22 protein-coding genes and 1 riboswitch are annotated in these 23,199 nt (G+C 67.0%); of the genes, 13 read left to right on the top strand and 9 right to left on the bottom strand.

What is annotated here, in order from left to right; all coding sequences use genetic code 11:
- Position 1: 1 nt before the first annotated feature.
- Entirely contained in the window at positions 2–1,402 is a 1,401-nt protein-coding gene (locus J7I85_RS05045) for an LLM class flavin-dependent oxidoreductase (RefSeq protein WP_214847486.1), read from the top strand.
- On the opposite strand, the gene J7I85_RS05040 is transcribed toward J7I85_RS05045, so the two are convergent.
- A complete protein-coding gene (locus J7I85_RS05040; RefSeq protein WP_214847484.1) occupies positions 1,399–2,436 on the bottom strand; it encodes a bile acid:sodium symporter family protein in 1,038 nt (345 codons plus the stop codon). The genes J7I85_RS05045 and J7I85_RS05040 overlap by 4 nt on opposite strands.
- A gap of 157 nt (positions 2,437–2,593) precedes the next feature.
- On the opposite strand from J7I85_RS05040, the gene J7I85_RS05035 reads away from it, so the two are divergent.
- A complete protein-coding gene (locus J7I85_RS05035; protein ID WP_214847482.1) occupies positions 2,594–3,733 on the top strand; it encodes a diguanylate cyclase in 1,140 nt (379 codons plus the stop codon).
- A gap of 222 nt (positions 3,734–3,955) precedes the next feature.
- On the opposite strand, the gene J7I85_RS05030 is transcribed toward J7I85_RS05035, so the two are convergent.
- The 3 genes from J7I85_RS05030 to J7I85_RS05020 form a co-directional block, all read right to left on the bottom strand.
- Positions 3,956–4,699, bottom strand: a complete 744-nt coding sequence (locus J7I85_RS05030) for an NlpC/P60 family protein (protein ID WP_214847480.1) — start codon at positions 4,697–4,699, stop codon at positions 3,956–3,958.
- A 3-nt stretch (positions 4,700–4,702) separates the two neighbouring features.
- A riboswitch (cyclic di-AMP (ydaO/yuaA leader) is annotated at positions 4,703–4,867 on the bottom strand.
- A gap of 183 nt (positions 4,868–5,050) precedes the next feature.
- On the bottom strand, positions 5,051–6,550 hold the full coding sequence (locus tag J7I85_RS05025; protein ID WP_214847478.1) for a SulP family inorganic anion transporter: 1,500 nt from the start codon (positions 6,548–6,550) through the stop codon (positions 5,051–5,053).
- A gap of 6 nt (positions 6,551–6,556) precedes the next feature.
- On the bottom strand, positions 6,557–7,663 hold the full coding sequence (locus tag J7I85_RS05020; RefSeq protein ID WP_214847476.1) for a GTP pyrophosphokinase family protein: 1,107 nt from the start codon (positions 7,661–7,663) through the stop codon (positions 6,557–6,559).
- A gap of 204 nt (positions 7,664–7,867) precedes the next feature.
- Here J7I85_RS05020 and J7I85_RS05015 point away from each other — a divergent pair, with 204 nt between their 5' ends.
- The 5 genes from J7I85_RS05015 (at position 7,868) to J7I85_RS04995 (ending at position 12,894) form a co-directional block, all read left to right on the top strand.
- On the top strand, positions 7,868–8,689 hold the full coding sequence (locus tag J7I85_RS05015) for an alpha/beta hydrolase (protein WP_214847474.1): 822 nt from the start codon (positions 7,868–7,870) through the stop codon (positions 8,687–8,689).
- A 302-nt stretch (positions 8,690–8,991) separates the two neighbouring features.
- Positions 8,992–10,110, top strand: coding sequence for a ferredoxin reductase (locus J7I85_RS05010; protein WP_214847472.1), 1,119 nt, complete (start codon positions 8,992–8,994; stop codon positions 10,108–10,110).
- 14 nt (positions 10,111–10,124) lie between these two features.
- Positions 10,125–11,318: an acyl-CoA desaturase gene (locus J7I85_RS05005; RefSeq protein ID WP_214847470.1), complete on the top strand. Its 1,194-nt coding sequence runs from the start codon at positions 10,125–10,127 to the stop codon at positions 11,316–11,318.
- Positions 11,319–11,388: 70 nt separating this feature from the next.
- Positions 11,389–12,354, top strand: coding sequence for a carbohydrate kinase (locus J7I85_RS05000; RefSeq protein WP_214847468.1), 966 nt, complete (start codon positions 11,389–11,391; stop codon positions 12,352–12,354).
- Positions 12,355–12,363: 9 nt separating this feature from the next.
- A complete protein-coding gene (locus J7I85_RS04995; RefSeq protein WP_214847466.1) occupies positions 12,364–12,894 on the top strand; it encodes a YbhB/YbcL family Raf kinase inhibitor-like protein in 531 nt (176 codons plus the stop codon).
- A gap of 220 nt (positions 12,895–13,114) precedes the next feature.
- Here the strand turns inward: J7I85_RS04995 and J7I85_RS04990 are convergent, their stop codons facing one another.
- Positions 13,115–13,426 carry a putative quinol monooxygenase gene (locus tag J7I85_RS04990; protein WP_214847464.1) on the bottom strand — a complete coding sequence of 104 codons (312 nt, stop codon included), beginning with the start codon at positions 13,424–13,426 and terminating at the stop codon, positions 13,115–13,117.
- 15 nt (positions 13,427–13,441) lie between these two features.
- Positions 13,442–14,488 carry a LacI family DNA-binding transcriptional regulator gene (locus tag J7I85_RS04985; RefSeq protein ID WP_214847462.1) on the bottom strand — a complete coding sequence of 349 codons (1,047 nt, stop codon included), beginning with the start codon at positions 14,486–14,488 and terminating at the stop codon, positions 13,442–13,444.
- Between the two features lie 183 nt (positions 14,489–14,671).
- On the opposite strand from J7I85_RS04985, the gene J7I85_RS04980 reads away from it, so the two are divergent.
- The 4 genes from J7I85_RS04980 (at position 14,672) to J7I85_RS04965 (ending at position 20,051) form a co-directional block, all read left to right on the top strand.
- Positions 14,672–16,024, top strand: a complete 1,353-nt coding sequence (locus J7I85_RS04980) for an NAD(P)H-dependent oxidoreductase (protein ID WP_214847454.1) — start codon at positions 14,672–14,674, stop codon at positions 16,022–16,024.
- Between the two features lie 47 nt (positions 16,025–16,071).
- Positions 16,072–17,094, top strand: a complete 1,023-nt coding sequence (locus J7I85_RS04975; RefSeq protein WP_214847451.1) for a DctP family TRAP transporter solute-binding subunit — start codon at positions 16,072–16,074, stop codon at positions 17,092–17,094.
- Positions 17,095–17,206: 112 nt separating this feature from the next.
- A complete protein-coding gene (locus J7I85_RS04970) occupies positions 17,207–19,126 on the top strand; it encodes a TRAP transporter large permease subunit (protein WP_214847449.1) in 1,920 nt (639 codons plus the stop codon).
- A 52-nt stretch (positions 19,127–19,178) separates the two neighbouring features.
- On the top strand, positions 19,179–20,051 hold the full coding sequence (locus J7I85_RS04965) for an NAD(P)-dependent oxidoreductase (RefSeq protein ID WP_214847443.1): 873 nt from the start codon (positions 19,179–19,181) through the stop codon (positions 20,049–20,051).
- A gap of 21 nt (positions 20,052–20,072) precedes the next feature.
- Here the strand turns inward: J7I85_RS04965 and J7I85_RS04960 are convergent, their stop codons facing one another.
- The 3 genes from J7I85_RS04960 to J7I85_RS04950 are packed head-to-tail and all read right to left on the bottom strand — an operon-like array spanning position 20,073 to position 21,864.
- Entirely contained in the window at positions 20,073–20,456 is a 384-nt protein-coding gene (locus tag J7I85_RS04960) for a hypothetical protein (RefSeq protein ID WP_251023953.1), read from the bottom strand.
- Positions 20,453–20,920 carry an NUDIX domain-containing protein gene (locus tag J7I85_RS04955; protein WP_214847441.1) on the bottom strand — a complete coding sequence of 156 codons (468 nt, stop codon included), beginning with the start codon at positions 20,918–20,920 and terminating at the stop codon, positions 20,453–20,455. The genes J7I85_RS04960 and J7I85_RS04955 overlap by 4 nt, the downstream gene beginning before the upstream one ends.
- 20 nt (positions 20,921–20,940) lie before the next feature.
- On the bottom strand, positions 20,941–21,864 hold the full coding sequence (locus J7I85_RS04950) for a DMT family transporter (RefSeq protein WP_214847439.1): 924 nt from the start codon (positions 21,862–21,864) through the stop codon (positions 20,941–20,943).
- A gap of 70 nt (positions 21,865–21,934) precedes the next feature.
- Here J7I85_RS04950 and J7I85_RS04945 point away from each other — a divergent pair, with 70 nt between their 5' ends.
- On the top strand, positions 21,935–22,795 hold the full coding sequence (locus J7I85_RS04945) for a LysR family transcriptional regulator (RefSeq protein WP_214847430.1): 861 nt from the start codon (positions 21,935–21,937) through the stop codon (positions 22,793–22,795).
- Between the two features lie 68 nt (positions 22,796–22,863).
- Complete coding sequence (locus J7I85_RS04940) at positions 22,864–23,196, top strand: PepSY domain-containing protein (RefSeq protein ID WP_214847423.1); 333 nt, start codon at positions 22,864–22,866, stop codon at positions 23,194–23,196.
- Positions 23,197–23,199: the final 3 nt, after the last annotated feature.

The following is a 23,199-nucleotide window of genomic DNA, read 5'->3' as shown; positions in this document are numbered from 1 at the left end:
CATGCCTGAACGCACCACTGCCAAAGCCGGCGGCGCACGCCAGCTCCACCTCAATGCCTTCCTGATGAGCACCGGACACCACGAGGCGTCCTGGCGGCTCCCTGAAAGCGACAGCTTCGCCGGAACGCAGGTGGCACACTTCCAGCAGCTCGCCCGTACCGCCGAACGCGGCACCTTCGACTCGATCTTCTTCGCCGACTCGCCCGTGCTGCACGGCGACGTGCGCCAGCGCCCCTATGGGACGCTCGAGCCCACGGTCCTGCTCAGTGCCATCGCCGCCGTGACCAAACGGATCGGGCTGATCGGCACCGCCTCCACCACCTACAACGATCCTTACAACCTGGCACGCAGGTTCGCCTCGCTGGACCACATCAGCGGCGGCCGGGCCGGCTGGAACGTGGTGACAACGGCCGGCGAGGCCGCGGCGCGGAACTTCTCGCTGGAGGACCAGCCCGCACACTGGCGCCGTTACGAGCGCGCCGCCGAGTTCCTGGTCGCCGCCAGGAAGCTCTGGGACAGCTGGGAAGACGACGCCGCAGTGGGGGACAAGGCGGCCGGGGTCTGGGGGGACAGCTCACGCGTCCACGCCGTCAACCACACCGGCCGCTACTTCCGGATCCAGGGTCCCCTGGACGTGCCGCGTTCACCCCAGGGCCACCCGGTGATCGTGCAGGCCGGCTCTTCCGAAGACGGCAAGGACTTCGCCGCCCGCTACGCCGAGGCGGTGTTCACCGCGCAGCAGACACTGGCCGAGGCACAGCGCTTCTATGCCGACCTGAAGCGGAAGACGGCCGCCGTGGGCCGCAACCCGGAACACATCAAGATCCTGCCCGGCATTGTTCCGATTGTCGGCTCCACGCAGCACGAGGCGCGGCGGCTGGAGAAGCAGCTCGATGAGCTCATCCACCCTGAGCACGCACGGAAGCAGCTGGCCGGAGTCCTCCGGGTCTCGCCCGAATCCCTGCCGCTTGATGCTCAGTTGCCCGAGGACCTCCCCTCGGAGGATGCGATCGAGGGGGCCAAGAGCCGGTACGCCTTGATCGTGGAGCTCGCCCGGCGCGAGCGGCTCACCGTCCGGCAGCTCATCGGCAGGCTCGGCGGCGGCCGCGGGCACCGCACCTTCTCCGGAACGCCCGAACAGGTGGCGGACGCCATCCAGGAGTGGTTCGAGAACGGCGCGGCCGACGGCTTCAACATCATGCCGCCGGTGCTGCCTTCGGGCCTGGACGCCTTCGTGGACCACGTCATCCCGATCCTGCGGTCCCGCGGACTGTTCCGCCAGCAGTACACGGGGCACACGCTGCGTGAGCATTACGGGCTGCCGCGGCCCGCGAGCGGATTTGCCCCTGCTAACTCCGCTGAACCGGCCGACAAGGAACTCGCAGTTAACGCTGCTGTTTAGGCTTCCCGCTGTTCCTGCAGGGGCTTCTGTTCCTGCAGGGGCTTCCGGGCCAGCCAGGCGGCGACAATTGCGCCCGAGATGTTGTGCCAGAGGGAAAACACGGCGGACGGCAGCGCGGCCAGCGGGGTGAAGTGGGCCGTGGCCAGCGTTGCCGCCAGGCCGGAGTTCTGCATGCCGACCTCGAACGCGAGTGCCCTGCGCGCCTTGTCGTCCAGGCGGCCGAGCTTGCCGGCAAGGTAGCCGAGCCCCAGGCCGAAGCCGTTGTGCAGCACCACGGCCAGGAACACAATGCCGCCGGCAGCCACGATCTTGCTGGCGCTTCCCGCCACCACTACCGCCACGATGAGGGAAATAACGACGGCGGATGCCCAGGGGAGTGCCGGCAGCGCCTTCGCGACGAGCTTCTTGAGGAACAGCCGGGCCAGCAGGCCTGCGATCACCGGCAGCAGCACGGTCTTGACGATGTCCAGCACCATGCCGCCGGCATCGATGGTCAGGAAGGAACCGGCCAGGAACAGCACCAGGACGGGCGTGACCACCGGGGCGATGAGCGTGGATACGCTGGCGACGGCGACGGAAAGGGCCACATCGCCCTTGGCCAGGAACGCCATCACGTTGGAGGCGGTGCCGGAGGGCGCGCAGCCCACGAGGATCAGGCCAACTGCCAGCGAGGGCTCCAGATGGAGGAGGGTGGCAATCGCCCAGCCGGCCCCGGGCATGATCACGTAGTGGGCCACGATGCCCAGGACCACGGCCCAGGGCCTGCGGGCCACGGCCGCGAAGTCGGGCGGCGTCAGCGTCAGCCCCATGCAGAACATGATGATTCCCAGCAGGTACGGGACCGCCGGGCCGAGGGGTTTGAAGGCGTCGGGAAGCAGGAATCCGGCAACGCCGGCCGCGAGCACCAGGAGCGGGAAGACGGTCACCGCGACGCGGGCAATCCTGGCTTCCGCGGCGAGGGCCGGGTTCAGGGGTGCAGCGTCGGCCTCCGTGGCCGGGGGAGGGGTTACGGGGTCTTTTGTTGCCTCAAGCATTCAATAATGCTGGCACCGGAGGGCAGCGGTGGCCAGTTCGTGAACTGATGTCTGACAAATGTGTCGCGCCGCAGAAATTTCCCCAAGCGAAAGACCCGGTCCGGCTCGCCGTCGATGCGATACTGGAGTGCACCGGATCGGGACTCAAGGGGACGGAATGATCCTAGACACGGCAACACTGCGGATCGCCTTTGCCGCGATGGCCCTGATTCTGGCCCTGCTGTTCTACTTTTCCACGTTCCGCAGTACCCGCTCGCCGTACAGCGCGTGGTGGTGTGCCGCCCTGCTCCTGTTCCTCTCGGGATCGGCATCGTTACTTCTCAACGGCACGCCCCAGCAGATCTGGGCCAACCCGCTGGGCAACGTCCTGCTGGTGTGCGGCGCGGCGAGCGTTTGGGCAGGCGCGCGCTCGCTGCGGAATCTTAGATACAACCTTTGGATCTCGGTTGCATTGCCGGTCCTTGCCGGCGCCGCCGCGGCACTGGACGCACCGGCGTCCAACGTCTGGGCCGGGGGCGCGGTGTTCCTGGCCTCCATGGCCGTGCTGATTGGCTTGGCTTCGCACGAGCTGTGGCGGCTGGAGCCTGGCTATTCCCGGGTCCGGATCCCCCTGGCCATAGCAGCGGGCGGGGTTGCGGTTTTCTACGTCTGCCGGCTGGTTGTATTCCTCATTCAGGGGCAGGATGGTCCCGTTTTTGTCACATACTTTGGATCCGCCGTGACCACCATGGTCACCATGGTGCTGCTGGTGGTGGTTTCCTTCAGCATGGCGGGGCTGAGCACCGAGCAGCAGACCCGGGCGCTGCGGACGGTAGCCACCCAGGACGGGCTCACTGGCCTGCTTAACCGCGGCGCGTTTCTGGAGGCGGCGGCTGAAGAACTGGAACGCAGCAAGGCCGCTAGCAGCGGCGGCTCGCTGATCCTCGCAGACCTGGACCACTTCAAGTCAGTAAACGACACCTTCGGCCACGCGGCCGGCGACCTTGCACTGCGGGCCTTTGCCCAGGCGTGCAGCGCGTCGGTCCGGTCCACGGACGTTGCCGGGCGCTACGGCGGCGAGGAGTTCATCCTCCTGCTTCCCGGCGCGGGCCCCAAGAGCGCGGAAATCATTGCGGGTGAAATCAGCAGGAGGCTGGCAGGGCAGCACATCCCTGAAGTGTTGCGGATGCCGACCGTCAGCTATGGCATTTCCACCTACAACGCGAAAACCGCTGACCTCCACGAGGTGATCGCGGCTGCCGACGTCGCTCTTTACGAAGCCAAATCACAGGGGCGGAACCGCACGGTCAGGGGCTGAAGCGGAGATGCCGCGGACCTTCTGCCGCTTAAAGCAGGCACCGGATCCGGAATGCATGGGGGACAATCCGGACCCGGTGATCCTGACTCGCAGCCGGAGTCTGCGGTCTTTCATCAGGCATAGCCAGTGTGTTCCCCCCTCCTTGTAGAAAAGTGGGAGCACCTTGGGGGGCCGTGTTCCGCCGCCCCCAAGGCAGCGGAACACGGCGGTTTCTCAGCTCTGTTAGGCCGCGCGCACGAACGTGACAGGACCGGTGGCCGTGAGCCAGGACAGCGGGTGGGCCAGGGTGGCGTTGATGCCGTTCATGCCGCCGCTGATCACCTTGCCGCCGCCGGCGTAGATGGCCACGTGGCCGGACTGCACAATCATGTCACCGGGCTGCGGCGTGGAGACGACCCTGCCGTGGCTCAGGAACTGCATCGGCGCGAGGTCACCCACGCGGATGCCGGCGGCGCCGAGGGCCTTCTCCACCATGGCGGTGCAGTCCTGCGTGATGCCGATCTGGGCGTAGGCCGACGCCAGCATGGTGGCGTTGACGCCTGCAGCAGCCTTGACGGGCGCCTTCGGTGCGGGAGCCGCAGCCTTGACGGTGACCTTCGGTGCGGGCGCGGCCGGCGCGGCTGCAGCCTTGGCAGGCGCAGCAGCCGAGGCGGCAGTGACGGAGGCGGCAGGTGCCGTGGCCGTCTTGACCGCAGGCTTCACGGCCGGCTTTTCGACGACGACGGGTGCCGCCACCACGGGAGCCGGGGCCGACTTGACGGCGGGGCGTTCAAACTCGATCTTAACGCTGGAAGCGGCACTGAGGGGAGTCTGAGCCTGGCCAGCCGTCGCGGGGGCGGCGGCGGGAGCCTGGGCCTGCTGGGCCGGAGCGTTGGCGGCATTGGCCGCGACGCTGCCGGTGAAGGCCAGGCCGGATGCTGCAAGGATGGCCGCAGCACGGCGGCCAGAAATAAAGCGGAACGACATGAAGAAGCCTCTCCCGATGCCTGCGAGGTGAGCTGTCGGATTCGGATGGGAGGCACCCGGCCGCGGTCCTGAGCGTGGTCAGGAACTGCGCGGCTTCACCCCAAGGCCCGCTTCAAGCAGGCCGAAAGTGGTTTCCCCGTCTCTGCCGGACATGGGTTTTCGATTGGTTCCTCGGGCTGCGGCAGAGTTAGGCAATCAGCGCGGGAGTGCCTCATCGGTGAAAAAGGCACGTTTTCCACCGTACGGGAGGCCTTCCTCAATGTCACATTAAGGTAACGGGGCCGTGTCGTTTCGTGCCATGCTGATCCGCGTCAGGTAGGGGCTTAGGGCTGCGTGAAGTGATAATGCTCACTATTCAGTGTTGAGTTTTCCGGCGAGTCGTTCCCGCATCTGGATACTGGCCGAGTTAAGGCCGATCAGTTCCACCTCACGGCCGTGCCGGCGGTACTTCTCGGTGACCGCGTCCAGCACGGCGATGGTGGAGGCATCCCACAGGTGCGAGGCGTGCAGGTCGATCACTACGCCGTGAATGTCCGGCTCGGCGTCGCGGGCGTAGTCGAACTGCGTGTAGAGATCGTTGGAAGAGGCGAAGAACAGTTCGCCGTCCACCGTGTAGGTGGCCACCGTCCGGCCGTTGAGCTCCACTTCCGTCCGCTCCACGGTGGCGAAATGGGCCACCCGGCGGGCGAACATCGCCATCGCCGCCAGCACCCCGACGCCGACGCCGATCGCCAGGTTGTGAGTGACCACCACCGTGCCCACGGTGATCAGCATGACGGCGGTCTCCGACTTGGGCATCCGCTTCAGCGTTGCGGGCGCAACCGAGTGCCAGTCGAAGGTGATGGCCGAGACGAAGATCATTACCGCCACCAGCGCCGCCATGGGGATGAGGCCCACGATGTCGCCCAGGGTGACCACCAGCACCAGCAGGAAGACGCCGGCGAGGAATGTGGAAACCCGGCTCCGGGCGCCGGAGCCCTTGACGTTGATCATTGTCTGCCCGATCACCGCGCAGCCGCCCATGCCGCCCAGGAACCCGGTGACGATGTTGGCCACGCCTTGGCCCCAGGATTCGCGGGTCTTGTTGGAGCGGGTATCGGTGATGTCGTCCACCAGTTTGGCGGTCATCAGGGATTCCAGCAGCCCCACGAGCGCCATGGACAGCGAGAACGGCGCGATGGTTTGGAAGGTTTCCCACGTCAGAGGCACCTGCGGGATGAACAGCGTGGGCAGGCTTTCCGGGAGTTGGCCCTTGTCCTGGACGGTGGGGACGTCGATCCCGGCGACCACGGCGAGGACCGTCAGGAGGACGATGGCCACCAAAGGCGACGGCACTGCCGTCGTAATCCGGCGGAAGCCGATGACGATCAGCAGGCCCGCGGCGGCCAGCGGATACACGGGCCAGGGAACCCCGATCAGTTCCGGCAGTTGGGCCATGAACACGAGGATGGCCAGCGCGTTCACGAAGCCCACCATCACTGAGCGCGGGATGAATCGCATGAGTCGTGTGACGCCCAGGACTGCGAGCAGGATCTGGAAGACCCCGGCGAGGATTACCGCGGCGATCAGGTGGTCCAGTCCGTGGCTGCGCATCAGCGGCGCGATCACCAGCGCGACGGCGCCGGTTGCGGCCGAGATCATGGCGGGCCGGCCGCCCATGAAGGAGATGGTCACCGCCATGGTGAAGGAGGCGAACAGCCCGATCCGGGGGTCCACTCCGGCGATCACGGAGAATGCGATGGCTTCCGGAATGAGGGCGAGGGCCACCACCAGTCCGGCGAGGGCCTCGGTCTTGAGGCGCCGCGGGGAACGGAGCGTGGCCCGGACGGACTGGAGCTGTTCGGGCTTCATGGAACTCTATTTCTTGGTCTGGCGGTAGCGCTCGATCTGCTTCAGCCGCCGCAGGAGGCTGTCGCGCCGCGGGTGGGGGACGGCGTCGGGCGCCTCGGCGGTGAGGTCGATGTGTTTGGTGCCGTACTGCCACAGCAGGAGGTCATCCAGCAGGCGGTCCGGGCCGGGGGAGTAGCGGTGGTCCAGGGCCTTGCGGACCTCGGTGATCCGGTTGGCGCTGAGCAGTCCGGCAAGCTGGACGGTCTGCTTGAGTCCGTGGGCCGCCAGGAGTTCGGCTGCCCATCCCCAGTCGTCATCTACTTTACGGTCTACGTGGGGGAGCAGGGTGCGCCAGACGTCGCGGATGCGGTTGGGGGTGAGCTGCGCCGCGCCCTCTCCGTCTACGTCCCAGTAGCTGCGGACCTCCTCGTAGCGTTCATGCAGGTCGGCGAAGGCGGTCTCCACTGTCTCCAGCATTGCGGCGGTGGCGGTGAACTGGCGGTCGAAGTGCGGCGTCCAGGCCCGGGGGTCCTCGGCCTTGAAGCGGATGTCGTGCTCGATCTCGCTCCACGCGTGCGCGAACACGGTGCGGATCTGGCATTCGAAGAAGTAGCTGCCGTTGGGCTGGGCTTCGGCGTTGAAGACCTGCTGGTAGTTCTTGACGACGTCGTTTTGGATGGTGCGCAGGATCAGGTGCCGGCTGGAGTAGCCGTAGGTTCCGGACTCGATCGAACCAATGTCCTTTTCGCGGTCGCCGCGGCAGTCGAAGAGGTGCCGCTGGCGCTTGATCAGGTTGGCCACCAGTGCGTTCTCCGCCGGCAGCTTGGTGATGACGCGCACGCCCACCATGTCGTTGAGGGTGCGGAACGGGTCCGGGAACTTCAGGAGCCTCGGGCCGCCGGGCTCCAGCGGCTCCTCGGTGCGGGAGATCTTCTCGCGGAAGGAATCGACCGACTTGGTCCGGCCGGTGACGAAGAGCGGCGTGACCTCGGTGTCCTTGAGCATGGACCGCAGTATCTGCAGGACTTCCCGGGTGACAAGTTTCAGGGCAGGCCGGACGCGCTCATAGAGTTCCACGTTTTCCTGCACGGAGTCGCGCTGAGTGACGTCCAGGCGATCCCAGTTGCTTGCCATGGTTCCAAACTATCAAGGCGGTGCGACAGCGGGGCCGGTGACACCCTTGCCACTGCAGCCCCTTCCGCCCCACGGAAGCGGCGTCCATGTAGGCTCGGAGCATGGCTGTTGTGCGCCGTCGTGCCCTGCAACCCCGGACCCCGGGCGCGCGGGAGGCGGCAAAGAGGGGCCCGCGCCCCGTTCGAAGGATCCTAGGAGGATGCAGTGAAGCGGCAGAAGTACCACTACGGTGACCACCCCAGCCAGTGGGGCGAGCTCTTCCTGCCGGAAACACCTGCGTCACGCAACGGCAAGCCGCCATCGCCGCGCGGCATCGTTGTGGTGATCCACGGCGGCTACTGGCGCTCGCAGTACGGCGCTGAACTGGGCGAGCCGCTGGCCAAAGACCTCGCGGCGCACGGCATCGTGGCCTGGAACCTGGAGTACCGCCGGGCGGGCAACGGCGGCGGGTGGCCACGGACGTTCGAGGATGTCCTCGCCGGGATCGACAAGCTCCGTGAGGTGGCCGGCGAGCACGACCTCGACCTGAATCGCGTGGTGGCGCTGGGGCACTCCGCCGGCGGGCACCTGGCCGTCTGGGCGGCCGGCCGGGACCGGCTTGCGGGACTCGGCGCGGCCGACGCCGACCGGCAGGTCGCCAGGAACCTCAACGGCGAGGCCGTCCACCTGACCGGCGTCGTCAGCCAGTCCGGGCTGCTCAATCTGGCGCAGGCGGAGTGGCACGACCTCAGCAACGGTGCCGTCAGCAATTTTCTGGGCGGCTCCGCCGAGAGGTACCCCAAGCGCCACAAGTACGCCGATCCGATGAGCGCCGTGCCGCTCACCATCCCGGTTTATGCGGTTCACGGGCTTGAGGACGACACCGTGCCGGTGAGCCAGTCCGAGGCCTACGCCACGGCCGCCCGCGCAGCCGGAGCCCCGGTCCAGGTGGTCAGGGTCCCGGGCGACCACTTCGCGCTGATCGACCCGAAGGCGCCGTCGTACCGAAAGTGCCGCGAGCTGGTCCAGGAGCTGCTGCTGCTTTAGGGGCGGGAACTACGCCGACGTCCGTTCGTTGCATTGACGTGGGCTCAGGGAGTGCGTGCACTCCGGCGGTAAGTATGCTTATCATTTACCGCAAAAGCCGGCAGACGTATAACGGAGGAATATTGAACATGGCCCGCAACGCGCCACGCCTGTCCCGCGTGGTCCAGCGCCCCGCGATGCGGACGCCGGTTGCTAGTGGCACCGGCATGGGGGACTCTTGTAGTTGGGGGATAGTCAGCATATTTCGATCATGGGTTTCACTAGGAGATACACATGGGTGAGCCCGGCAGGAAGCGGATAGCATGATCCGGCTCCGCAAATTGGCGCGCGCCGCGTCTGTTTTGACCACCCCCCTTGCGCCGGAGGACATCCTCGCCCTCTTTGACCCGGTGTTTTCCGCCCGGCAGCTGCGTGGCGTGGTCACCAAGGTTGTGCCCGAAACGGCGGATTCGGCCACCATCCATTTCCGGCCCGGCCGCGGCTGGAAGGCCCATAAAGCCGGCCAGTGGGCGCGGATCGGCGTGGAGCTCGACGGCGTCCGGCACTGGCGCTCCTATTCGCTAAGCGCCCCGGCGGGCGAGGATCCCGCCATCACCGTGAGCGACATGGGTGCCGTGTCCGGCGTCCTGGTCCGCAACACCCGGCCCGGGGACGTCCTGTTCCTGGCGCCCCCGCAGGGCGACTTCGTCCTCCCCGAACATCCGCGGCCGCTCCTGATGCTCACCGCGGGCAGCGGCATCACCCCCGTGATGTCCATGGTGCGCACGCTGGTGCCGCACCGCCCCGACGCCGATGTGGTCCTGATCCATTCCGCCCGCAGGCCTGAGGACAGTATTTTCCGTGAGGAACTGTCCGAGCTCGCGGACCAGTTCCCCAACTTCCGCGTCACCCACTGGTTTACCGGGGAGCATGGCCGGATGGACTTCGGCTCGGCCGCCGGACTGGACAGCCTGTGCCCCGACTGGCGCCGCCGCGCTGCCTACGCCTGCGGCCCGGAAGGGTTCCTCGATGACGCAGAAGCCCTGTGGGCTGCCGAAGCTGCCGCCCATCCGAAGGACTCCAAGTCTGCCCGCGCAGAAGGGGCCACCGGCCCGTTCGCGGCCGACCCCGTCAACCTCATCATCGAGCGCTTCAACACCAGCCTGCTCGGCGGCGAAGGGCACGACGGCGGACTCGTCACCTTTGAGGCGTCCGACCGTGAGGTGGAGGCCGACGGCGACACCCCCCTGCTCGACGTCGGCGAAGACGCTGGCGTCCTCATGCCCAGCGGCTGCCGCATGGGCATCTGCCACAGCTGCCTGCTGCCCCTGCGTGCAGGGCAGGTCCGGGACCTCCGCACCGGCGAAGTCCACGGTGAACCGGGCCAACTAATCCAGACGTGCGTTTCGGCAGCTGCCGGACCCGTTAACCTCGAGATCTGAGGAGCATCACAAGAATGACTGCAATATCCGATCGCACAGCCGCGAGCACGAAATCCACCGACAGCGTCTCCACGGACAAGCCGGTTCCGAAGCCGAGGCCGGGGGCACTGGCCGCCACCGGCCGGCCCACCGTGCGCCCGCCCGCCGCGGCGCACCTTTCCGACGAGCAGGTGGCAGAGCTCGGCCGCGAACTGGACGCCATCAAGGATGACATCCTCGCCAAGCGCGGAGCCTCCGACGCCGCCTACATCCGGCGGGTGATCAAGATCCAGCGCGGGCTGGAGATCGCGGGGCGCGCCGCGCTGCTGGTCAGCCGGAACAAGGCCGCCTGGGTCACGGGAACCAGCCTGCTCAGCCTCGCCAAGATCCTGGAAAACATGGAGATCGGCCATAACATCCTCCACGGCCAGTGGGACTGGATGCGCGATCCGGACATCCACTCCACCACGTGGGAATGGGACTTCGTGACCCCGGCGCGTTCGTGGCAGCACACCCACAACGACCTGCACCACCGCTGGACCAACGTGGTGGGCAAGGACAACGACGTCGGATACAACCTGCTGCGCATGGACGAGGACCAGCCCTGGACCCCCCGTGCCCTGGGCAACCCGCTCTACAACGCGATCCTGGCCCCGATTTTCGAATGGGGCATCGCGGTCTACGACCTGGAGCTCGTCGACTACAAGGAAGGCAGGAAGAGCAAGGAGGCCATGACCCGCGACCTCAAGGCCCTCGGCGTCAAGGCCCTCAAGCAGTTCACCAAGGACTACGCCGCCACCCCGGCCGTAGCCATGCTGACCGGCTCCGGCAAGCAGGCGCTCATGGGGACGCTCACCGCCAACGCCGTCCGCAACGTGTGGGCCCATGCCGTGATCTTCTGCGGACACTTCCCGGAAGGGACGGACACCTTCACCGAGGAAATGGTCGAGGGCGAAACCCGCGGCGACTGGTACGTCCGGCAGATGATCGGCTCGGCCAACATCTCCGGCTCCAAGTTCATGCACATCATGACCGGAAACCTGTCCCACCAGATCGAACACCACCTGTTCCCGGACCTGCCGTCCAACCGGTACGGGGAAGTGGCCCCGAAGGTGCAGGAAATCTGCCGGCGCTACGGCCTGCCGTACACCACCGGGCCGCTGCTGAAGCAGGTTGGATCCTCGTGGGCGAAGGTCTTCAAGCTCGCCCTGCCCGGGAAGAAGGCGTAGCAGCCTTCTTCGGACAACTTCCTATGGAAGGACTCGGGCGCCCGGCGGCGTTCTCTGGCAGAGTATGACCATGCTCACTGTTATCGGCGAGGGCCTCGTTGACGTGGTCCAGCGCAGCTCCGGAATCGAAGCCCATGTGGGCGGCAGCCCGCTCAACGTCGCCGTCGGGCTCGCCCGCCTGGGGCACCCGGTGCAGTTCGTCGGCCGGTACGGCCGTGACGCCTACGGCGAGTCGGTGGCCGCCCACCTGAGGGCGAGTTCCGTCATGCTCCCGCAGGCCCCGGACGGGCTGCCCACCAGCGTTGCCACCGCGCTGGTGGACGACGACGGCGGCGCCACCTACACGTTCGACCTCGCCTGGGAGCTCCCCGGCCTGGCCGAACGGCTGCCGTTCATGCTGCAGGGGACCACGCTGCTGCACACCGGCTCCATCGCGACCATGCTGGCGCCGGGAGCCGCGGAGGTGCTGGCCGCCGTCGAACATGCCCACCCGGCGTCGACCATCAGTTTTGACCCCAACTGCCGCCCCAGCATCATCACGGACGCGGATTACGCCCGCCGGCAGGCGGAAAAGTTCGTGACCCTCGCGGACATCGTCAAGGCCTCCGACGAGGACCTCACCTGGCTCTACCCCGGCGTGGACCCGCTGGAGTCCGCACGCCGCTGGCTACAGCTTGGCGGGGCCGAAGGGCCGGCCGTGGTGGTGGTGACGCGCGGCGCTGCCGGGCCGTGGGGGACCACCGCCGCGGGCGAGGCCGAGTTTGCCGCCCCCCGCGTGGAGGTGGCGGACACCGTGGGCGCCGGGGATTCCTTCATGGCAGCGCTGCTTTCCGGGGTGGTGGACCGCGGCCTGGACGGCGCCCAGAACCGGGCTGACCTGCGGGCGCTCCCGGCCGAAGGGCTCACCGCCCTCCTGGCCCACGCCTCCCGCGCGGCCGCAGTGACCGTGTCCCGTGCCGGCGCCAATCCACCCACCCGGGCGGAGCTCAACCACCTCGAAGCAGCAGCAGAGGAAACCGAAGTTCCCACCACCTGAGAGGCAGCCATGACATCGCCGGGCCCGTTTTCCAACCTGCCGGACGTCCCAACGTTCGGGCTCACCAGCCGGTCGTTCGAGGATGGCGGGACCCTGCCGCCGCCGCAGCGCAGCGGCAGGATGCATGCCGGCGGCGCCGACGAGTCCCCACAGCTGAGCTGGAGCGGGGCGCCTGACGGGGCCAGGAGCTACGCCGTGACCGTGTTTGATCCGGATGCGCCGGGTGCCGGCGCGTTCTGGCACTGGGCGGTTCTCAACATCCCGGCAGATGTCACGTCGCTGGCGGAGGGCGCCGGGGCCGAGGGCGGTCCGCAGCTCCCGCCGGGCGCGGTGCAGCTGAAAAACGACGCCGGCTTCCGCGGCTATCTGGGGGCGGCCCCGCCGCCCGGGCACGGCAGGCACCGTTACATCGTCACCGTCTACGCGCTGGATGTCGAGGAGTTGCCGGGCGGGGCCGGGGCGAAGCCTGCCAGGCTGGGCTCCGAAATCGCCCGTCACCTGCTGGGCTCGGCCACGCTCACCGGCGTCTTCCAGCGCTGAGGCTGTCAGGCTCGACCGGCCAATAGAACTATTGATTCTCCCGGCCGGAAGACGCAGTGGTGTGGCTTCCCTGATCATCTGGACACGAAGGCCCTGCTGGACCGCATGAAGGATCCGGAACTGCCGGTCCAAACGATGCTCGTGGACCCGGAACTGGTAGTCCGGGGCTCGACGGCGCCCCCGCCTGAATACACAGGCGGGGGCGCCGTCGTTCTTCAGGTCAGAGGGCGCCTTGAGCACTGGTGCCCGCGGGAATCGCGGCCAGCCGTGTCACTTCCACCGGCTCCTCCAGGAGCCCCTCAAGCGAGGCGTTCAAGCGTTTGACGGCGTCGCCGGCGCCATGGGCGTCGAGGAGCTCGGCGCTCTCCCACTTTTCGATCATGACGATCTGGCCGTTCGGGGCTTCGTGGATGGCGTACAGTTCGCAGCCCGGCTCCTCGTGGACCTCCGCGATGGCGGGGGAGAGGGCAGCCACGACGTCGTCGAAGGCGCCTTCCTTGGGCGTGAACATGGCGGTGACAACTACGGTCATGGGTTTTCCTTTTCCTTATCTGGTTACGGACTTGGTGGCGGAGCGGGCAGGGGCAGCGCAGCTGCTGCGCGGCACGAAATCCGCCATGACCTCGATGGTCCTGGCGCCGGCGGGAAGCCGGCCCTGCATTCGTCCGAGGACGAGTTCAAGGGAGTGCAGCGCGAGCATGCCGATGGGCTGCCGGATCGCGCTGAGCGGGGGACTTGTCAGTTCGGTCCATGGGTTGTCGTCAAAGACGATAACCGAGAGGTCGTCGGGTATCCGGACGCCCATCTGGACGAGGCGCCGGACCGAGCTTTGCACCTGGGCGGTGTTCGCCACGATCAGTCCGGTGGGGGCATCCGGGGACGCAAGGAGGGATCCGACGGCGTCGCCCCCGCCGTCTCCGCGGAAGGGAACGTGCCGGACCAGCATGGGATCGAGACTTATCGAAGCGCCTTCGAGGGCGGCCCGGTAGCCGCCGATCCGCGAACGCCCGGTGGACGTGCTCGCGGGGCCGGTGATGAGGGCGATCCGCTCGTGGCCTAGGGCGATGAGGTGATCGGTTGCGCGCCGGGCCGAGTCGGAGTTTTCGATGCTGACGACGTCGACGTCGCTGAGTTCCGCAATGGCGCGGTCCACGAAAACCACGTTTACGCCGAGGTCCCGCAGGCGATCCCATTTCTCGACATTTCCGCCCGTTGGCGTGGCGATGACGCCGCCGACCGAGCGGTCCAGGAGCGTGTCCAGGGATTCGGCCTCAAGGTGCGGGTCCTCCTGCGTGGTCATGACCACAACCTGAACGCCGTGGCTGCGGGCCTCCCACACCACGCGGTCCGCCAGCTGGGCGAAGAACGGGTTGGCGAGGTCCGTGACCACCAGGCCGACGGTGAGGGCGTGGCCCGCGCTGAGTTCACGTGCCGCGGCGCGGGGGCGGTACCCGAGTTCACGGATGACATTCAGGACCTGTTCGCGCTTGGCCGGCGCGACCGGACCAGACTCGGGGTTAAGCACCCGCGACACCACGGACACCGAGACTCCCGCCGCTGCCGCCACATCGCGGATAGTGGGCGCCTTCTTCAATGCTCCTCCTTGCGGCCGGCGCGTTTCACCGACATCTGTTGACACAGCTTAACACTGACTGGTACAAAAGTGGAACCGGTTCCACTCGGTAACCCAGATCACAGCAGCAGCGACGACGAGGTGCTCCACCCCCCACAGTGGAGGTTGTCCCTCTTCGGTCAGACATCAATCAGAGAGATCCCCATGAACCTTCACAAGCTTCTTAGCGACCGCGAGAACCAGGGCCGTCCCATTCGTGTGGGCCTCATCGGTGCCGGACGGTACGGCACCATGTACCTCGCCCAGGCAAACAACATCCCGGGCATCCACGTTGTGGCCATCGCTGACATCAATGTGAAGCGGGCTGAGGGCGCCTTCGAGCTGGTCGGCTGGCCCCAGAGCCAGATCGCCCCGGACATCGCCACCGCGCTGGAGAACCGCTCCACCACCATCGTGGCAAACGCCGACGAGCTGTTCGACGTCGACATCGACGTCATTGTTGAAGCCACCGGCAACCCGATCGTCGGCGTAAAGCACGCGCTGCGGGCGATCGAAACCAAGAAGCACATCATCATGGTCACCGTCGAGGCCGACGCGCTCGCCGGTCCAGCCCTCGCCAAGCGCGCGGAAGAGGCCGGCGTCGTGTATTCGATGGCGTACGGCGACCAGCCCGCCCTCATCATGGAACTGGTGGACTGGGCCCGGACCAGCGGCTTCGACGTGGTCTGTGCGGGCAAGGGCGCCAAGTACCTCGAGCACTACCACGAGATGAACCCGGACAACGTCTGGGAAAACTGGGAGTTCTCCAAGGAGCTCACCGACTCCGGGCAGCTCAACCCGTACATGCACACCTCCTTCCGTGACGGCACCAAGGCCTCCATCGAGATGGCCGCCGTCGCCAACGGTGCAGGCCTCACGCCGTCGGACTCCGGACTGACCTTCACCCCGGGCGACGTGGAGGAGATCGCCACCATCTGCCGCCCGGCCGACGTCGGGGGTGCCCTGGCGCATGAGGGAAGCGTGGACGTCATGTCAAGCGTCAACCGCGACGGCAGCTGGATCAGCCACAACACCCAGGAGGGCGTGTTCGTCGTCGTCAAGGCCACGAACGGCTACGTCTCCGGCTGCTTCAACGAATACCCGTGGCACCCGGACCCCACCGGCCAGTACGCAGCGCTGTACCGTCCGTACCACTACGTGGGCCTCGAGCTGAATGTCTCGATCGCCAACGCAGCCCTCCGCGGCATTGCAACCGGCTCGCCCGTCGGCTTCTTCGGTGACGTCGTTGCCACCGCCAAGAAGGACTTGAAGGTTGGCGAGTTCCTCGACGGCGAGGGTGGCTTCACCGTCTGGGGCAAACTCGTCTCGGCCAAGCACTCCGTCGAAATCGGCGCCCTGCCGGTAGCCCTGGCGCACCACGTCGAGCTGCGTGCCGACGTCGCCAAGGGTGCCACCGTCCGCTGGGAAGACGTCATCATGGATGAGTCGCTCTCCCAGGCCCTCGAGCTGCGCCGCGAAACCGAGGCGCTCGTCGCCGAAGCCGCACTGACCTCCTAACTCACCCCGCGACTCACAAGACTCCTTCCAATGAAGAAAGGCATCACATGAACTCGAAGACCCGCGCCCTCACCGGAGTGCTGGCATGCACCCTCGCCGCCTCCGTCCTCGCCGGCTGCGCCTCAGGGGCGCCCGGCGGCGGCTCGCCGGTGGCCAAGATCCAGCTGTCCATCCCGGACCCGCTGACCTCTTCGGTGGGTGTCTCCGCCCAGCACTTCGCCGACCAGGTGAAGAAGACCTCCAACGGCTCTGTGGTTGTCACGGTGGTGCCGAACGGTACGAGCTTCAGCGGCGACCAGAACGCCGCCGTCACGAGGCTGCAGGGCGGGTCGCTGGACGCGCTGATCCTGTCGACATCGGTGTACGCGTCGGTGGTGCCCGAAATGAACGCAATCAGCATTCCCTACCTCTTCGATGACACGAAGGAAGAGGCTGCGTTCCTGGCCGGCAAGCCAGGCGAGGTCCTCAAGGAAAAGCTCAAGGAGAAGAACACCGTCGCCCTGTCCTTCCTCACCCGGACCGGACGCCAGATCACCAACTCCGAACGTCCCATCGAGCAGCCGTCGGACCTGAAGGGCCTGAAGATCCGCGTGCCGGGCAACCCCCTGTGGACGGACTTCTTCGGCAAGCTGGGCGCGAGTCCCACCACCATGGCGTTCTCCGAGGTCTTCACCGGCCTGCAGACCGGCACGATCGACGGCCAGGAAAACCCGATCGAGGTGCCCTGGACCAACAAGTTCTCGGAAGTCCAGAAGTACGTCTCGTTGACGCACCACATCAACGATGCCTGGGTCCTGGCTCTGTCCTCCAAGAAGTGGGACTCGCTGAACGAGGACCAGAAGAAGATCCTGACGGACGCCTCGGTTGAGACCGCCACCTTCAAGACCGAATACGACACGGAGCAGTCGGAGAAGCAGCTGGCCGAGCTCACCGCCAAGGGCATGAAGGCCAACGAGCCCACCGCCGCCGGCCTCGAGCAGTTCAGGGCCGTTTCCAAGAGCCTCTACCCGGACTTCTCGAAGCTGATCGGCAAGGAATTCTTCGACCAAGCGATCGCCGCAGCCAAGTAACCCCTTTCGAGGGCCGGAGCGCCCGTCCGGCGCCCCGGTCCTCGAATACCATCCCTCGAACATCATCCCCGCACTCAGCATCCCGCTTTCAACGATGACAGTCTGGAAAAACATGGAACATACACTCGCCCCCAAGGAACTCGAAGAGGTCCTTCCGTCCGATGCGGAAGAGATCCTTCACCACGGGCACGTCGCGCCGCGCTGGAGCGGAGCGGTCTGGCTGGACAAGGCCTTGGAATGGACCGTCGGCGCGGCCATCCTCGCCGAGCTCGTGGTTATCCTGCTGAACATCATGGTCCGGGTGGTTACGGGTGATTCCGTGCTGTGGACGCAGGAAGTCTCCGAGATTGCGCTGCTCACCATCGCCTTCATCGGCGGTGCCATCGCCTACCCCAAGGGCGCCCACATGTCCGTCCAGGCACTGGTCATGCGCCTGCCGGCGAGCTGGAAGCCGTACCTGGCGGCCCTCGTGGACTGCCTTGTCTTCGTCATGAGCGCCGGCTCCCTCGCCCTGTTCATTCCTACCCTGGTCCAGCAGCTCGAGGAAAAGACGCCGATCCTCCAGCTGCCGGTCTTCTGGGTCTCGCTGCCGTTCGCGCTGGGCATGGTGCTCATCGCCTGGTTCGCCGTCCTCAAGCTCTGGCGGCAGCCACGCCGCGCGGTCCTGATCGCCACCGGCATCACTGCGGTTATGGCCGCGGCGGTTCTCTTCGCCCAGCCACTGTTCTACTACGCCTCGCCCAACCTGATCCTCGGCGTGGTTCTCGTTGGCCTGTTCGCCCTGCTGTTCCTCGGCCTGCCGATCGCGTTCGTGCTGGCCCTGGCCTCGGGCATCTACCTCTACCTGGGCGGCATCTCGGAGGTCAGCGCCATCCCGATCGGCATGGCATCGGGCGCCAAGGGCTTCGTGCTGCTGGCCATCCCGTTCTTCATCCTCGCCGGAACCGTCATGAACTCCGCCGGCCTGACGCTGCCGCTCGCCAAGCTGGTGGACGCGCTGATCGGGCACCTGCGGGGCGGCCTGCTCCAGGTGGTCGTCGTGACGATGTACATCTTCTCCGGCATTTCCGGCTCCAAGGTTGCGGACGTCGCCGCCGTGGGCACCACCATGCGGGGCATGCTCGAGGAACGCAAGTACCCGCGCGGCGAGGTGGTGGCGGTGCTGTCCGCCTCGGCCATCATGGGTGAAACCATCCCGCCGAGCATCGTCCTGCTCATCCTCGGCTCTATCACCACCATTTCCACCACCACGCTGTTCCTGGCCGGCTTCGTTCCCGCCGCGTTCCTGGCCCTCGTGGTCATGGCCATGGTCTTCCTCCGCGCCCGCAAGCAGGGCGGTGTGTCCAGCCCGAAGGCCACTTGGCGTGCACGCGGCTCCGCCACCTTCTTCGCCATCCCGACGCTCCTGCTTCCGGTAGGCATGGTGGTGGGCATCCTCAGCGGCTTCGCCACCCCCACTGAGGTGTCATCCGTCGCCGTCGCTTACGCCTTCGTGCTAGCCGCCGCCTACCGGCGCGGCAGCAAGAAGCTGCTGGGCGATACCCTCCGGGAAACCACGACGACGGCGGGCATGGTCCTGTTCATCATCGCGGCAGCCTCACCGCTCGCCCAGACGCTTGCACTCGCCGGGGTGTCCCAGCAGATCCACGACCTCATGTCGGGCCTGGGCGACTCGCCTGTCCTCTTCATGCTGTTCACCGTCGTGCTGCTGATCATCATGGGCCAGTTGCTGGAGGGCCTGCCCGCCGTGCTGATCTTCGCACCCCTGCTGCTGCCGATCGCCACGGATTTCGGCGTGAACCCGGTGCAGTACGCCATGGTCCTGATCATCGCCATGGGCATCGGTTCGTTCGCCCCGCCAGCCGGCGTCGGCTTCTACGTGGCCTGCGCAACAGGCCACGAAACCGTGGAAAAAAGCCTCAAGCACTTCTGGCCGTACCTCATCGCGGTGTTCATCGGGCTGCTGGTGCTTGCCGCCGTTCCGTGGTTCAGCACCTTCCTGCCCGCCATGGCCGGCCTGATCCCCTTCTAACGACGTGAGCACAGTGACCGACACACAGAATGAGTTGAAGCCCGGGATTCCAATGTCCGTCGCCCTGCTGGGCACCGGCCCGATGGGCGCCCCGATCGCCCGAAATATCCTGGCCGCCGGTGTTCCCCTCACGCTCTGGAACCGCACCGCAGAAAAGGCCAGGGCCATCGGCGGGGGACAGGTGGCCGGCACACCGGCGGAGGCTGCGGCCGACGTCGTCCTCACAGTCCTGCCGGACCTGCCTCAGGTCGCCGACCTTCTCCCCGGCGGGGACGGACTGCTGGCCGGGTGGAAGGCAGCCGGCATCGAGGAACCTGTCCTGGTCATTCACGGAACAGTGTCCCCGGTGGCCGTGGCCCGGTTCGCCGAGGACTGCCGGAGCCGGCACGGGGTGACGGTGGTGGACGCGCCGCTCAGCGGCGGCATCATCGGAGCCGAGGAAGGCCGGTTGAGCACCATGGCCGGCGGGCCGCGCGACACTGTGCGGCGCCTCCTGCCGCTCTTCGAGCTCTACAGTTCCACGGTCGTTTGGTTCGGCGAAGCGGGGGCGGGGTCCACGGTCAAGGCCTGCAACCAGATCGTCGTGTCGGCCACGGTCACGGCGCTGGCCGAGGCCATGGCCCTGGCGACTGCCGCCGGCCTTGATCCTGAGAAGGTGCAGTCCATTCTGGCCGGCGGGCTGGCCAATTCGGAGGTTCTCCGGCAGAAGGGGCAGCGCTGGATCGACGGGGATTTCGACGGCGGCGGCTCGGCGAAAAACCAGCTGAAGGACCTGAACTTCATCGCCGAGATCGCCAAGGACAGCGGGCTGAAACTCCCGCTCTCCGCCAGCGTCCGCGGCGCCTTCGAGCTCATGGTGGACACAGGCGACGGCGACCTGGACCACACCGGGATCTACCGGACGGTCCTGGGCCAATCAGCTTAGGCCAGCCAGGACAACGGCAGGCTAGTCGCCGGTGAGGCGCCGGGCGTGCTCGGCCTCGGAAGGGTCGAGTTCGCCCGGGCCGCCGCCCAGGAACGCCCAATGGCTGGTGTGGCCATCCGGGCCGGTGAGGCTTCCCTGGCGGAGGGCGCTGTCGATGCGGCTGCGGACCAGGGCCTCATTCGCCGGTTCGGTGGCGAAGATGATCCGCAGCGTGACGGTGTCCCCGTTTTGCTCAGGCCGGGTATGGTGCGGCGCGAGCGGGCAGGGCGGCGGGTGGTCCCAGCTTCCGCACAGCTCGCGCGTAACCGCTGCGCCCGGAGCTGCAGGATCCGGTGCCTGCACGTCCCCGGCGGATGTCATGGCGACCGTCGCCAGATGCAGGTATGCCGATCGCATTGGCGTCATGCCCCGAGGTGCTCGAGCAGCGCGTCGAGGATTGGCAGCTGGCCCTTGACGAGCTTGATGCGGGCTTCGGATTCACCGATCCACTCGGCACGGTCAATCTCGGGAAAGTGCTGAACCGTTCCGGAGCCCTTGGGCCACTCCAGCGGAAACGTGTTGCTCAGGATTTTCTCGGGCTTGAAGGCGGATTCGGCCGTGAATGCCGTGATGAGCTTGCCCGAGGGCTGCCGGAAGGTGCCGAGCAGCACGTAGTCCGCGGACGGCGCCGGGACTCCCATTTCCTCGGCGAACTCACGCTGTGCCGCCGCCAGCGGATCCTCCTCTTCGAGGTACTCGCCCTTGGGAATTGACCAGGCGCGTTCATCCTTGCGCTCCCAGAAGGGGCCGCCCATGTGGGCGATCCACACTTCCACTTCCGCCCCCCTGTTCTGCCGGTACAGCAGAAGGCCCGCACTCCTGACAGCCATGTTGCCCTCCTGCCCCTAGGCTACCCCCGGGATGCCGGCAAAGAGCGGCGCCTGCTGCGTCCGGCGAGCAGAATGACCGCCACGTTGGTGGCGACGATGACCGCCATGCCCAGCCACTCGTGCAGCACGAGGAACTGTCCCAGCACAAGTGTCCCGGAGAGGGCGGCCAGCAGGGGGTTGATGCTCATATATACGCCGAAGAAGCCGGGCTGGACGTGCCGCAGCGCCATGAGGTCCGCGGCATAGGGGATGACCGAGCACAGCACGCCGGCGATGACCGAGTACCCCAGCGCAGGACCGGCCAGCGAACCCTGGGCCAGCAGATACGCCGTCACCGGCAGGTAGAAGACGAGGGAAACAGCTGTGGCGGCTGCGGGCGCCTGCAGGCCCGGCAGCCGCTGCCCGGCAATCCTGTTCAGGACGATGTAGGCCGCCCAGCAGACGGCCGCGGCCACGGCGATGCCGATGCCTGCGAAATCGCTGCTGGGACCGGGCAGTACCAGGATGTAGACCCCGCAGCCGGCGCACGCCGCGCACAGCATATCCAGCCGGGTCCTCGAGCGCATTAGGGCAATGGCCAGCGGGCCTAGGAACTCCAGCGTCACGGCAAGGCCCAGGCCGATCCGCTGGATGGCGACGTACAGGCAAATGTTCATCAGGGCGATGGCAGCGCCCAGCAGGAGCGTCGGCCACCACTGGCGCCAGGTGAAACGGTGTAGGGGAGGCCGGGCAGCGGACAGAAGCACGGCGGCGGCAACGAGCTGCCGCACGGCGACAACCCCGGCGGGACCGACAGCCGAAAACGCGTGTGCGCCAATGCCGGCGCCCACCTGGTTGCTGATTCCACTGGCGGTCATGGTCAGGACACCGCCCAGGATCCGGCCCTGGGTCGGGGCTGACTGGCTGCGTCCCCGGCCGGTGCCGGGCTCTGTGAACGTCTCCATAGACAGCAAGTGTGCGGGCAGGCCGGCAAACCTATAAATGTCCCCGCTGCCGGTTCTATACGATAGCCGTATGAATCTTGAGCTGCGCCATCTCCGGGCACTCGTGGCTGTTGCCGAGGTTCAGACGTTCACCGACGCGGCCATCGCGTTGGGGACGTCGCAGGCCAGCGTCTCGCGGTCCGTTGCTGCGCTGGAGCGTGCCCTCGGTGTGCGCGTCTTCCAGCGGACGACGCGCAGCGTCACGCCCACAGCGACGGGCAAACGCATCATTGAGCACGCCCGGCGGGTCCTGGACGAAGCCAGGCTGCTGGAAGATGCAGCCCGCGATGCGTCCGGTGAACTCAGGGTCGGATACGCGTGGTCCGCGGTGGGCAGCCGGACCCTCGCCGTGCAGCGGCGCTGGGAGGGTTCGAACCCTGCTGTCCCGCTGGTCTGGGTGCAATCCGGTTCGCCGGCTGCCGGCCTGGCTAACGGAACTGTTGATGTCGCCGTCGTCCGCAAGCAGCTTAACGACCCCCGCTTCGCCGAGACGCTGATTGGAACGGAACGGCGCTACGCCGCGGTAGCCGCCACGGACCCGCTGGCCCGCCGGCGCTTCCTGCGCATGGCCGACTTTGCCGGGCGGGCGCTCGCCGTGGACAGCCGCACGGGAACCACCTCGGTGGACCTGTGGAGCCCGGAGGCGCAGCCCGCATCCCTCCGTCCCGTCCAGGGAGTGGACGACTGGCTGACGCTGATCTCCACCGGACGGGCGATGGGGATGTCCTCCGAGGCGACAGCCGCGCAGTACCCGCGGCCCGGCGTGGCCTACAAGGTTGTCCGGGACGCGCCGCCCATATCCGTGTTCCTCGCGTACTGGAAGGACGATCCGTCTGTTCTCATCGCAGAATTTGCCCGCCTGGCACGGCAGGCGTACGACGACGGCGGCTAAAGAACGCTCCTTGTCCGGTTCCCTTCGCAGGGGGGACACTGGAGAAAACGATGTGAAAGGAGTCTGCCGTGCGAAAGAGAACAGCATGGATCATCGGAGCAGCGGTCGCTGCGGCGGCTTTGGGAGGCGCGTCGGTGGCTGCGGCTTCCGTGAACCCCTTCGATGATGACACAACGGGCAACGGGGGCACGCAGCAGCCGCTGAACCAGACCGACCGCGACAAAGCCGTCGACGCCGCCATGGCCAAAGTGGGCCCGGGACAGGTCACTGAGGTCGAACGGGGCGACGACGCCGGTTCCTCCTACGAGGTAGAGATCCGCAAGAGCGACGGATCTGAAATAGAAGTCAACATCGGCTCTAACTTCCAGGTGCTGAACCAGAGCCAGGACGACGGCGACTAACGC

It is taken from the genome of Arthrobacter sp. ISL-65, assembly GCF_018613795.1.
Taxonomy (GTDB): domain Bacteria; phylum Actinomycetota; class Actinomycetes; order Actinomycetales; family Micrococcaceae; genus Arthrobacter.
Note: the sequence above shows the minus strand (reverse complement) of the source record. Positions and strands in the feature narration are given on the sequence as shown.

Coding starts and splice junctions, on each gene's coding strand:
- J7I85_RS05045 (WP_214847486.1), top strand. CDS start 2: ATGCCTGAACGCACCACTGCCAAAGCCGGCGGCGCACGCCAGCTCCAC.
- J7I85_RS05040 (WP_214847484.1), bottom strand. CDS start 2,436: ATGCTTGAGGCAACAAAAGACCCCGTAACCCCTCCCCCGGCCACGGAG.
- J7I85_RS05035 (WP_214847482.1), top strand. CDS start 2,594: ATGATCCTAGACACGGCAACACTGCGGATCGCCTTTGCCGCGATGGCC.
- J7I85_RS05030 (WP_214847480.1), bottom strand. CDS start 4,699: ATGTCGTTCCGCTTTATTTCTGGCCGCCGTGCTGCGGCCATCCTTGCA.
- J7I85_RS05025 (WP_214847478.1), bottom strand. CDS start 6,550: ATGAAGCCCGAACAGCTCCAGTCCGTCCGGGCCACGCTCCGTTCCCCG.
- J7I85_RS05020 (WP_214847476.1), bottom strand. CDS start 7,663: ATGGCAAGCAACTGGGATCGCCTGGACGTCACTCAGCGCGACTCCGTG.
- J7I85_RS05010 (WP_214847472.1), top strand. CDS start 8,992: ATGATCCGGCTCCGCAAATTGGCGCGCGCCGCGTCTGTTTTGACCACC.
- J7I85_RS05005 (WP_214847470.1), top strand. CDS start 10,125: ATGACTGCAATATCCGATCGCACAGCCGCGAGCACGAAATCCACCGAC.
- J7I85_RS05000 (WP_214847468.1), top strand. CDS start 11,389: ATGCTCACTGTTATCGGCGAGGGCCTCGTTGACGTGGTCCAGCGCAGC.
- J7I85_RS04995 (WP_214847466.1), top strand. CDS start 12,364: ATGACATCGCCGGGCCCGTTTTCCAACCTGCCGGACGTCCCAACGTTC.
- J7I85_RS04990 (WP_214847464.1), bottom strand. CDS start 13,426: ATGACCGTAGTTGTCACCGCCATGTTCACGCCCAAGGAAGGCGCCTTC.
- J7I85_RS04980 (WP_214847454.1), top strand. CDS start 14,672: ATGAACCTTCACAAGCTTCTTAGCGACCGCGAGAACCAGGGCCGTCCC.
- J7I85_RS04975 (WP_214847451.1), top strand. CDS start 16,072: ATGAACTCGAAGACCCGCGCCCTCACCGGAGTGCTGGCATGCACCCTC.
- J7I85_RS04970 (WP_214847449.1), top strand. CDS start 17,207: ATGGAACATACACTCGCCCCCAAGGAACTCGAAGAGGTCCTTCCGTCC.
- J7I85_RS04965 (WP_214847443.1), top strand. CDS start 19,179: ATGTCCGTCGCCCTGCTGGGCACCGGCCCGATGGGCGCCCCGATCGCC.
- J7I85_RS04960 (WP_251023953.1), bottom strand. CDS start 20,456: ATGACGCCAATGCGATCGGCATACCTGCATCTGGCGACGGTCGCCATG.
- J7I85_RS04955 (WP_214847441.1), bottom strand. CDS start 20,920: ATGGCTGTCAGGAGTGCGGGCCTTCTGCTGTACCGGCAGAACAGGGGG.
- J7I85_RS04950 (WP_214847439.1), bottom strand. CDS start 21,864: ATGGAGACGTTCACAGAGCCCGGCACCGGCCGGGGACGCAGCCAGTCA.
- J7I85_RS04945 (WP_214847430.1), top strand. CDS start 21,935: ATGAATCTTGAGCTGCGCCATCTCCGGGCACTCGTGGCTGTTGCCGAG.